We start from the raw sequence: 11,047 nt of genomic DNA on the forward strand, positions 1-11,047 counted from the left end.
ATTATTTTCCTGACAAATTTAAATTTTACACTAAATCATCTACGTAAATGTAGAAATGAGAAGCATAATTATTTTGGAATGCCAAAAGCTTTGGCAACTTCTTCAAAATTAGAGTAATCAAGATTTGCTCTTGATTTTATCCCGCCTGGAATAATTACATATCGAAATTGTAAGCCTGTGGCAGGTTTTCCTTGAATATCCAATAACTCTACAAACGTAATGTTTACCTTCCCTATTGCGGCCGAAACATTGTAGTTTGTTAGTCCAGAACCAGTTTGGAGCATTAGTGGAAGTAAATAGGCTGGACCGTTCGCCACTTGTCTGCAGTAGGCCAATACCACACCTTTATCAATAATATCTTGTGTAATTTTGGCTTCTGTGATGCCAAATATGTAATTCTTCTCCGTGAGTTTTTGCCAATCTGATGAAGTTGGTGTTGACCAATCAGAATAGATTACATTGGCAGTGCCAGGTTCTCCTTGAGCCCCTTGTGGGCCAGTTGCTCCTTGTGGGCCAGCTGGTCCTTGCGGTCCGGTTGCTCCCTGTGCTCCTGCCGGCCCTTGAGCCCCAGTTGGCCCTTGTGGGCCAGTTGCTCCTTGTGGGCCAGCTGGTCCTTGCGGTCCGGTTGCCCCTTGTGGCCCAGCAGCTCCGGTATCTCCTTTGGGGCCTTGTATTCCAGGTTGACCTTGAGCACCTTGTGGTCCTTGCGGCCCTTCGCAACTACAGAGCATTAAATACCCTAGCAACATAACGCAAAGCGTAAGTTTAACTTTAGTTTTCATAATACGTGGTTGGGTTTGTTGTACTAATTTTGAAAAGCACTTTTACTAAATTTCTTCAAGTTTTATGCCAAATTTAGTTGTTTAAGAGCATAATATTAGTGATTCTCATTGACTTATAAACAAAAAAAGCTCAAAAAATCTATTTAGACTTTTTTGAGCTTTTATATCAATAAACTTTCTTTTTATTGGAGTGGCTTTGAAGATTGCGTAAATCTAACTTCTAAACCTCTATCTAAGTTATTTTTAATTACTTTGATACTTACCTTTCCGTTGGGTTTTAAGGCCCAAGTTTGTAGCTTACCATTGGGTAAAGGTTGCCCATAGAGACTGGTAAATTGCTTTACCATTTCATTTTTCAAACTATCATTGGAGGTATCAGTATTCATGTAAATGTCTAATTCAATACCAGATACACGATTATTCTTATCTTTTTGGTAGAGTATATCAATTGTTTCAAGGTTTGGAGTATCAAAAGAATATCCAACATGCGTCTCATCTTCTTCAAATAACTCAGCTTTTTCTTTCTTTTTAACGTCTGCAATAGCATCGCCAAACTGGATACCTCTAACTATACCTTCGCCTGTACCCATGATTGTTTGTAGTAGTTTCTGCGAGTTATTTATTTCAATAACTTGGTCGGATGGAGGATTTAAAACTTCCAAGGTCTCTGTTTTTTTTGGGTTACTACATTCAACAGCTAACAAAAGTAGAACTAAACAATGGGCTTTCATAAATTTATTTGGTGAAATATACACAATGTAAAATGGTTTTTGGGTAAGTCGTATCAGAATTCTCTAGATAAATTAAAAAATAATCTTCGTTCACCTGCTTGATTTAAAGAGTAGTTGAGTCTGCCAACTACATTATACCAGGTTACTACATCAAGGCCGACACCACCACCAACTAACCATTGATTTGCAAATTTAGTATTATTTAATTCGGGAAATTTATTTTTTACATAACCCACATCAAAAAAGGTATTTATGTAAGCCGCAACGGGTAATGTATTAAACTGCTTTACTTTTAGGTAACGACTCAAATCAAAAACTTTATCTAACATGCGATACTTAGTATTCGTTTTAAGGAGTCCGTAACTCTGGCCATCAATTACGTAAAGTTCATATCCTCTAACCAAATCATTCCGATAGCCTAATCCTTGGGTTTGTAAAAATGGTTGTCTTTGTGGAAATGAGACTTTTGCTCTAATACTATAATTCGCAAAAAAGTTTTTGTGAATTTGAATGTATTGGCTTGCCGTTCCGCTGAAACTCAACATATTTACATCATCTTTGGCCGAGATACCATATTTAATAGCATCAAAACTAAATCTATATCCTTTCAGAGCATATTGTCGATTATCTCGGCGGTCGAAAATATAAGAATAACTGATTAGAAAATACTTTTGCAGTGTTCGCCCATTTAAAAAATAGTTGGGGTTCAATCTGGCAATAGTATCCCCAATTTGGGTATGATTATAAGTTAGTTGTAAATATTGATTTTGAAAAAAGCCTGTTCTTCGAGATAAAACTGCATAGAAATTTAGGCGTTCTCGTTGCCGATTTTCACTTTCGAGAAACTGAAATTTATCTTGCCAAGTTCTGTAAACCATTGTTTTGTTAATGGCATAAAAAGCTCCCAGCGAAAACGTTGTTTGTAGGGATTTATCAAGATAAGGAGTACTATACGCAATTTCGAAATTTGGAATAAACCCAACTTCAGCTCTGATTTTTAGTTGGTCATTATTGCCTGTAAGATTCGCATGTCGGGCATAAATGCCATAAATAGTTCGCCTAAAATCTCGGTTTCGCTCATACCACCATTCATTGAGATTACGGTCAGCTAAATAAAAAACAGGTAAAACAACTAAGTAAAGTCGTTCTTTTACTTCTACTGTTATATCTACTTGATTATCTTCGAGTTCTTGCGAGGTTAATTTGACCGTAACAAACAAATTGGTATTAATAATCTTTTTCTGGTCGGCTTCAAGTGCTTCGCTTAATTTATCCTTGACTAATTTATCTCCTTGTTTGATGGCCATATCCCTAAAAATTATTTTTTCTTTGGTTCGAAGATTACCAATAACTTTTATCTGATGCACAACCAACGAATCGGAGGCAAATACTTCTTGGAAAGCAACTTGCACTAAACAAAGACCAATAAAAAATAGACGATTAATCATTAAAAAAAGCTTATCAAAATGGGGTTTTATAGCAATGTACGAAAATCTTGTATGATAGATAACGCCAAATCTAAACTATTTTTTAAGAAATGTGATAAAATATTGTGCCATCAGGAATGTAAAACTAACTTTAAGTCATAATTTATGGAATCAACAATAAAAACCAATAAGTATGGAAACCCTATTTGTTACCGAGAAACTTAAAGAACTCTTACCAAAGATTAAATCATTTGTAGAAACAGAGCTTTATCCACTTGAGACAACCGAAAATCTTCAACATAATTTTTCGCACATAGAGCCACTGCTACAGGAAAAAAGAGTATTAGTAAAAAAAGCAGGACTTTGGGGGCTGCACTTACCCGAAGAAGATGGTGGTTTGGGTCTGAGTCTCTGTGAGTTTGGGCAGATTAGTGAAGTGTTGGCAAGTTCGCCTTTTGGGCATTTTGTATTTAATACACAAGCTCCTGATATTGGCAATACCGAGCTAATGCACAAATATGCTCCTAAGCATTTAAAAGATAAATATTTGAAGCCCTTGATGAATGGGGAAATCAGAAGTTGTTTTTCGATGACTGAACCAGAATTTGCAGGATCAAATCCAACTCGTATGGGAACTATGGCTGTAAAAGATGGCGATGATTATATAATTAATGGCCATAAATGGTTTACTTCTTCAGCCGATGGAGCAGCTTTTGCTGTTGTGATGGCTGTAACTAATCCTGAAGCAGCACCGCATAAAAGGGCAAGTCAGATTTTAGTGCCACTCGATACGCCGGGTTTTAAGTTTGTACGAAATATCCCAATAATGGGGCACGTAGGCGATAGCTGGGCTAGCCATGCGGAAGTAATCTACGATAATGTGCGTGTACCTCAAGCTAATTTAATTGGAGTAGAAGGAAGTGGATTCTTACTTGCACAAGAACGCCTCGGACCCGGACGTATTCATCATTGTATGCGATTCATTGGCATTGCCGAGCGTAGTTTCGATTTAATGTGCCGATATGCCGCTTCAAGAGAAATGGCTGAAGGTGTGATGCTAGGTGAGATGCAATTTATCCAAGGCTTTATTGCTGAAAGTAGAGCAGAAATTGATGCTGCACGATTATTAGTACTTCGTACGGCCAAAAATATAGATGAAAAAGGTGCTGCGGCTGTACGTGATGAAATTTCGATGATAAAATTTTTCACTGCCAACATGATGCTTCGTGTAATCGACCGTGCCATTCAAACTCACGGAGCATTGGGTATTACGAATGATATTTTATTATCTTATTGGTACGCTCATGAGAGAGGGGCACGTATTTATGATGGGGCTGATGAAGTTCATAAAACGGCCTTAGCTCGCGGTATTTTGAAAGGTTATGGCCTTGATACACGGAAGAAGTAGTTAAGTTTGAGAAAACTATTCAACACTAACAAACCTATAATGAAAAACTTAACGCACTTCCGTACATGTAATCTCTGTGAGGCCATGTGCGGCCTTGAAATAACAGTAACTGATGGAGTTGTGAGCAAGATAGAGGGCGATAAAAATGACTCATTCAGTAGAGGGCATATTTGTCCGAAAGCAGTTGCTTTGAAAGATATATATGAAGACCCAAACCGACTAAAATATCCAGTAAAACGAACCCCAGAGGGCTGGCAACAAATTTCTTGGGAAGAAGCTTTTGAAGAAGTTATTGAGAAAATCAAGCAAATTCAAGCAAAATGTGGCAATAATGCTGTAGCTATGTATCAGGGTAATCCCTCGATTCATAATTTAGGCACAACAATGAATTCGCCATTATTTGCCAAGTCTTTGCGAACAAAAAATATGTTTTCGGCCACCTCGGCCGACCAACTTCCGCATCATTTTGCTGCTTGGCAGATGTTTGGGCATCCGATGCTCATGCCCATTCCAGATATTGATTTTACAGATTTTATGTTAATCATTGGTGGAAATCCGATTGCATCAAATGGAAGTATTATGTCGGTGCCTGATGTAGCTAATCGCTTGAAAGCTATTCAGAAAAGAGGAGGAAAAGTAGTTGTGGTTGACCCACGCTTTACCGAAACTGCGGCCAAGGCCGACCAGCACTTCTTCATTCGCCCCGGAGCTGATGCTCTTTTGCTTCTAGCAATGATTCATATAATTTTTGCGGAGAATTTAGTGAAATTAGAGCATTTAGCTGAATTTACAGATAATGTTGACTTATTAAGAGAAATATCAAGCGATTTTACTCCCGAAAGAGTTGAACGCCAAACGGGTATTTCTGCTGAAAATATTCGCCAATTGACGCTAGATTTCACGCAAGCAAAAACCGCAGTTTGCTATGGTAGAGTAGGGGTTTCGGTGCAAACTTTTGGAAGTATTGCACAATGGCTCATTAATGCCATTAATTTATTAACAGGAAATTTGGATAAAATAGGCGGAGCAATGTTTACTGCTCCAGCCGTCGATTTTCTGGCAAGAGCAAAAACCGATAATCGTTTTAACCGTTGGCAAAGTAGGGTTAGAAAATTACCCGAATTTTTGGGTGAATTGCCAGTAGCGACGCTTTCAGAGGAAATCCTTACTGAAGGAGAAGGACAAATCAAGTGTTTAATAACAAGTTGTGGAAATCCTGTTTTATCTACACCTAATGGTGGAAAACTTGACGAAGCCCTTGAATCATTAGAATTCATGGTGGCAATTGATATTTACATCAATGAAACAACTCGCCACGCCGATATTATTCTGCCTCCTGCTACTGGGCTAGAAGTTCCACACTACGATATGACGTTCCACGTTTTAGCTGTGCGGAATACTGTTAAATTCTCGGAAGCACTTTTTTCGAAGGCTGAAGGTGCAAAATATGATTGGGAAATTTACCAAGAATTGGCCTATAGAATGGCTCATCCTACCTCAAGTAATGAAGGATTCATGGCAGAACCACCAGAACAAAAACTAGATTTAGGGCTACAATTTGGTCCTTACGGACTGTCTTTAGAAAAGCTTCGGGCAAATCCTCATGGAATAGATTTGGGGCCACTCAAAAGTTGTTTGCCAAATAGATTACTTACCGAAAATAAGCGAATTAATGCTGCTCCCGCAATTTTAGTGAAAGACATTGAGCGACTGAGTCAACAGCTTTTACAGACAGGTTCGGGTGAAGGCTTCGATTTTACGCTCATTGGAAGAAGGCATTTAAGAGATAATAATTCTTGGATGCATAATTCAGAAAGGTTGGTAAAAGGACGCAATCGCTGTACGTTAATGATACATACTGAAGATGCCAAAAGATTAAATATAGAAAATCAAGCTATCGTGAAGGTAAGTTCGCGAGTAGGTAGCGTAGAAATTCCAGTAGAAATCACCGACCAAATGATGCGTGGAGTAGTGAGCATGCCACACGGCTATGGACATGCAAGAAAGGGCGTAAAGTTAGATGTGGCCGAAAAATATGCGGGTGTAAGTATCAATGACTTAACCGATGAATTGGTTATTGATGAACTTACTGGCAATGCCGCTTTCAATAATGTGAATGTTAGAATTGAAAAGATTTAAAATAAATATTTGATAAATAGTGTCTGCCAAAACAGAAAAAATAGCTCAATCCACCCGATTTTATCGAAAAATTCATAAATGGATTTCAATACCCTTGTTTGTATTCATGTTTTTAATTGGATTCACGGGTTTGCTTTTAGGTTGGAAAAAGAATATTGGCTTATTGCCAAGTACGAAAAAAGGGTCGAATGTAGAAGTAAAAGCATGGGTTTCGCTCGATTCTATTCAAGCATCAGCACAACGGTTTGCTAAAGATAGTTTAGGGCTTTCGACTGAAATAGATAGAATTGATGTTCGTCCACAAAAAGGAGTTGCTAAAATTGTTTTCATTCAAAACTTCACTGAGTTACAGGTTGATTGTGCCACAGGAAAGGTGGTTTCGATAGCTACTAGAAAATCAGATATTATTGAAAAAATTCATGATGGTTCAATTCTTGATTTTTTTATTAAAACACCAAATGATGAAATTAAACTCTTTTATACAACAATTCTAGCTTTAGGTTTAATTTTGCTTTCTTTTAGTGGGTTTTGGTTATGGTATAATCCGAAACGCATCAAAAAACAAAAAGCACTTTGATAATTTTATAATTCTTAAGTTTTGACAATTATTACATTTTTTGCCTGTTTAGCTGCATTTGTAGCTGGTTTTATTGATTCGATAGTTGGCGGTGGAGGGCTTGTGCAAGCACCTGCTTTATTTATTTTATTCCCGCATTATTCTGTGCCACAGATTATCGGTACGAATCGCTTCGCTTCTTTTATGGGAACGGCCGTAGCTGGTTATCAGTATTCTAAAAAAGTAAAAATACCACTAAAAACGGTACTTTTTGCTGGAGTAGGGGCAGGCGTGATGTCGTATTCAGGAGCATTGATTTCGAGCCACATGAGCGAGAAAATTTTAAAGCCAACGATTCTGATTTTAATGACACTTATTGCGATTTATACCTACCGAAAGAAAGATTTAGGCCAACATGACCGCCATAAATTTGAACTAAGTAAAATTCCGATTTATGGTTTATTAATAGGTATGACAACAGGCTTCTACAATGGTTTTGTTGGACCCGGAACTGGTAGTTTGTTGGTTTTTGGTTTTGTAAGTATTGTCGGATACAATTTTCTTACAGCTTCGGCCATTTCTAAAGTCGTAAATGTTGTGGCTGATATATGCTCACTTATCTTTTTCGTGGCCAAAGGATATGTTGTTTTTGGGGTAGCTTTACCAATGATGGTTTGCAATATGGCTGGTTCATTTGTAGGAAGCCGAATGGCCTTGCTTAGAGGTAATGGCTTCATACGGGTTTTATTTTTAGTAGTAGTTTTTGGCTTAATTCTAAGATTCGGCTACGATATTCTGAAAATGTATGGATTTTATCAATGATATTTTTACTTAAATTGTAAAAGGAAAATATAAAGTCTTTATGATTTGAAAGATATTTTTTTTCTCTATTTCAACCTCATAATCACGCCCGAACTCATACATATTCTTTTAATATCTGAATAAGTAAGGCTTTAAACCTAATCAAGCAAAGGTATTTTCTATTATTTCTGCTAAATCATGGTGTTTTGGCTGAATTACCCTATTATTGTATATTCTTTGGCTGATATTTTTATAATTATTAGCTAAGGAATTTACGACATATTCAACCAAAACTATGACAAACTTACCAAAAATACTCTTCTTGGGTCTTTTGTGGGGTCAATCTTTTGCCCAAAATCTCCGAAAAATAGAGCCAGTCAAATTTTCAGAGGTTTCCATTACTGATGCTTTTTGGAAACCCAAAATGGATAAGGTAGCTACCACTACGTTGCAAGCCTGTATTGTGCAAACTGAAGTAAAAACACCTCGTATCAGAAATTTTGAGAAGGTAGCTCGTAAATTAGGTGAAAAACACGAAGGTATTTATTTCGACGACTCAGATGTCTATAAGGCTATTGAGGCGATGGCCTATTCGCTCAAAAATCATCCCGACGCTGAACTCGAAAAGAAAACCGATGAATGGATTGATAAAATTGCGGCAGCCCAATTGCCCGATGGTTATTTGAATACCTATTATACGCTCAATGGCCTCCAAAACCGCTGGACAGATATGGAAAAGCACGAAGACTATTGTGCTGGTCATCTTATCGAAGCAGCGGTGGCTTATTATAATACTACTGGCAAACGCAAATTACTCGATGTGGCTATTCGCTTTGCTAATCACATTGACGAAACTTTCCGACTTGCCAACCGTCCATGGGTTTCGGGGCATCAAGAAATAGAATTGGCTCTTGTAAAACTCTACCGAACGACTAAAGATGAGCGTTATCTAAAGCTTTCGGAGTGGTTTCTTAATCAACGAGGCAGAGGAAATGGCAAAGGCGTAATTTGGGATGATTGGAAAGACCCCGCCTATTGCCAAGATGCAATTCCTGTAAAAGACCAAAAAGAAATTACGGGTCATGCCGTGCGTGCGATGTACTTATACACAGGTGCAGCCGATGTGGCGGTAAATACGGGTGATACGGGTTATATGAACGCCATGAAAACAGTTTGGGAAGATGTTGTACACCGCAATATGTATATCACAGGAGGAATTGGTTCGTCGGGAAGTAACGAAGGTTTTAGCCAAGATTTTGATTTACCTAACGAAAATGCCTACTGCGAAACCTGTGCTTCGGTCGGAATGGTTTTTTGGAATCAGCGAATGAATGCACTCACGGGAGAAAGTAAATACATTGATGTTTTGGAAAGAAGCCTCTACAACGGAGCTTTAGATGGACTTTCGCTTAGTGGCGACCGCTTTTTCTACGGTAATCCTTTGGCTTCCATTGGGCGTCATGCTCGCCGTGAATGGTTCGGAACTGCTTGTTGCCCATCGAATATTGCTCGTTTGGTTGCCTCTTTGGGCGATTATATCTACGGAAAATCTGAGAATGGTATTTGGGTCAATCTTTTTGTAGGAAGCAATACGAATATCAAGCTGGGAAATACTGAAATTCTAACAAGTATCGAAACCAATTATCCGCTCAATGGAAAAGTGAAAATTTCGATGAATCCGAGTACAAAAACAAAATATACGCTGCACGTAAGAATTCCGAGTTGGACAACCAATGAGCCAGTTGCGGGCAATTTATACCATTACTTAGGTAATTATGCGGCAAATATCGCCATGATGGTCAATGGAAGAAAGATTGATTATAAGATCGAAAATGGCTATGCTATCATTGACAGAGAGTGGTCGGCAGGGGATATTGTGAGTTTTGAATTGCCAATGGATGTGAGAAAAATAGTGGCACGAAATGAACTGAAACAAGATAACGATAGAATGGCTCTACAACGTGGCCCCTTGGTGTATTGTGTAGAAGGCATTGATAATGAAGGTAAAGCATGGGATTTTATTGTGCCAGATAATGCCAAATTTACCGAAGTTTCGCAACAAGTTCTTAGCGAGCCAATCATTGCAATTCAGACCGATGCGACGACCTTCAAACCAACACCAGATGGTTTAAGTTTTAAGCCTGTGAAGAAGCGTATCACTGCGATTCCGTATTATACATGGTGTAATCGTGGAAGTGGACAAATGCAAGTTTGGCTCCCACGAAAAGTGAAAAATGCCATGGTGAATTATTGACATACTATTTCGGAACTGAATTTGATTCAAATTCAGTTCCGAAATCTATACAAATACGGAGCCTTATTAGCCGCACCCGTAAATTTCTTTTCGAGGCGTTCGAGTACGTTCATATCTAAGATTTTCTTTTGGAAGTTATTTCTTGCAAAAGGTTTATCATACACCGCCTCGTAGAGTTCTTGCACTTCACGAATGGTAAAAGTTTCGGGCAAAAGATTAAAGCCGATTAGTTTTTGGTCAAGGAATAATCTAAGCGTTTCGAGGGCAAATTGAACCATTTTATTATGATCCATAATCATGGACGGCAATTCTTTTACATTATACCAGTCAACAGACTCATCAAATAAACCTTTCTGCGGACTCACTTTATTGATATCAACTAATGCATAATAGCCAATGGAAACAAATCTTTTTGATAGCCAGTTAATATCATTCTCATCCAAAACACCTTGTTCGAGCCATTCTTTTTTCAAACTATTGATATTCTCAAAAATTTCGTGATTAATGCGGAAAGGCTCACCAAAAACTCTGTATTGTTCCAAAAAAATATCTTTAAGTCCAGTTCTTTCTTCTAAAATACGCTTGGCTGCTTCGTCAATACTTTCTTCTTGCTTAATAAAACCACCGGGCAAAGTATATATATCAAGTTCGACTTTTACCTTTGAAATCAATACTTTTAACTCTTTCTCTTTATACCCAAAAATCACACAATCTATTGATAGTTGCTGAATAAAATTATGTTCGTCAAAAAGTTTCATGATGGTGTGCTTTATGATTCGTAAGGATAAGTTTAATCCTTAAAATAAACCGCTTGTAAAATATTACTATTCAAAGATACAATATAAAAAAATAATATTGTCTATTTTTCAGACAATATTATTTTTATTTATACATTTGTCTCAGAAATAATTTTTCACTTCTATATCAGCCTGTTAGTATGAGAAAGCTC

General features: G+C 37.6%; 9 protein-coding genes. 5 read left to right on the forward strand and 4 right to left on the reverse strand.

The window, feature by feature from the left end:
- Positions 1 to 68: 68 nt before the first annotated feature.
- From A6M55_RS17650 to A6M55_RS00200, 3 genes are all read right to left on the reverse strand, one after another.
- Positions 69 to 782: a collagen-like protein gene (locus A6M55_RS17650; protein WP_015029037.1), complete on the reverse strand. Its 714-nt coding sequence runs from the start codon at positions 780 to 782 to the stop codon at positions 69 to 71.
- Positions 783 to 964: 182 nt separating this feature from the next.
- Entirely contained in the window at positions 965 to 1,444 is a 480-nt protein-coding gene (locus A6M55_RS00195) for a hypothetical protein (protein WP_156510949.1), read from the reverse strand.
- 122 nt (positions 1,445 to 1,566) lie between these two features.
- A complete protein-coding gene (locus A6M55_RS00200) occupies positions 1,567 to 2,961 on the reverse strand; it encodes a BamA/TamA family outer membrane protein (RefSeq protein WP_064196076.1) in 1,395 nt (464 codons plus the stop codon).
- Positions 2,962 to 3,133: 172 nt separating this feature from the next.
- Between A6M55_RS00200 and A6M55_RS00205 the strand changes: the two genes are divergently transcribed.
- From A6M55_RS00205 to A6M55_RS00225, 5 genes are all read left to right on the forward strand, one after another.
- Positions 3,134 to 4,348 (forward strand): acyl-CoA dehydrogenase family protein, encoded by a 1,215-nt coding sequence (locus A6M55_RS00205; RefSeq protein ID WP_064196077.1) that lies wholly within the window; start codon positions 3,134 to 3,136, stop codon positions 4,346 to 4,348.
- 39 nt (positions 4,349 to 4,387) lie between these two features.
- Positions 4,388 to 6,487 (forward strand): molybdopterin oxidoreductase family protein, encoded by a 2,100-nt coding sequence (locus A6M55_RS00210; protein ID WP_064196078.1) that lies wholly within the window; start codon positions 4,388 to 4,390, stop codon positions 6,485 to 6,487.
- Between the two features lie 19 nt (positions 6,488 to 6,506).
- Positions 6,507 to 7,064, forward strand: coding sequence for a PepSY-associated TM helix domain-containing protein (locus A6M55_RS00215; RefSeq protein WP_064196079.1), 558 nt, complete (start codon positions 6,507 to 6,509; stop codon positions 7,062 to 7,064).
- Positions 7,065 to 7,085: 21 nt separating this feature from the next.
- Positions 7,086 to 7,865 (forward strand): TSUP family transporter, encoded by a 780-nt coding sequence (locus tag A6M55_RS00220; RefSeq protein WP_015029043.1) that lies wholly within the window; start codon positions 7,086 to 7,088, stop codon positions 7,863 to 7,865.
- A gap of 274 nt (positions 7,866 to 8,139) precedes the next feature.
- Positions 8,140 to 10,098: a glycoside hydrolase family 127 protein gene (locus tag A6M55_RS00225; protein ID WP_064196080.1), complete on the forward strand. Its 1,959-nt coding sequence runs from the start codon at positions 8,140 to 8,142 to the stop codon at positions 10,096 to 10,098.
- A 32-nt stretch (positions 10,099 to 10,130) separates the two neighbouring features.
- On the opposite strand, the gene A6M55_RS00230 is transcribed toward A6M55_RS00225, so the two are convergent.
- On the reverse strand, positions 10,131 to 10,856 hold the full coding sequence (locus tag A6M55_RS00230) for an NrtR DNA-binding winged helix domain-containing protein (protein ID WP_064196081.1): 726 nt from the start codon (positions 10,854 to 10,856) through the stop codon (positions 10,131 to 10,133).
- Positions 10,857 to 11,047 lie beyond the last annotated feature (191 nt).

The organism is Emticicia sp. MM (genome assembly GCF_001649495.1).

Coding starts and splice junctions, on each gene's coding strand:
- A6M55_RS00225 (WP_064196080.1), top strand. CDS start 8,140: ATGACAAACTTACCAAAAATACTCTTCTTGGGTCTTTTGTGGGGTCAA.
- A6M55_RS00200 (WP_064196076.1), bottom strand. CDS start 2,961: ATGATTAATCGTCTATTTTTTATTGGTCTTTGTTTAGTGCAAGTTGCT.
- A6M55_RS17650 (WP_015029037.1), bottom strand. CDS start 782: ATGAAAACTAAAGTTAAACTTACGCTTTGCGTTATGTTGCTAGGGTAT.
- A6M55_RS00205 (WP_064196077.1), top strand. CDS start 3,134: ATGGAAACCCTATTTGTTACCGAGAAACTTAAAGAACTCTTACCAAAG.
- A6M55_RS00230 (WP_064196081.1), bottom strand. CDS start 10,856: ATGAAACTTTTTGACGAACATAATTTTATTCAGCAACTATCAATAGAT.
- A6M55_RS00210 (WP_064196078.1), top strand. CDS start 4,388: ATGAAAAACTTAACGCACTTCCGTACATGTAATCTCTGTGAGGCCATG.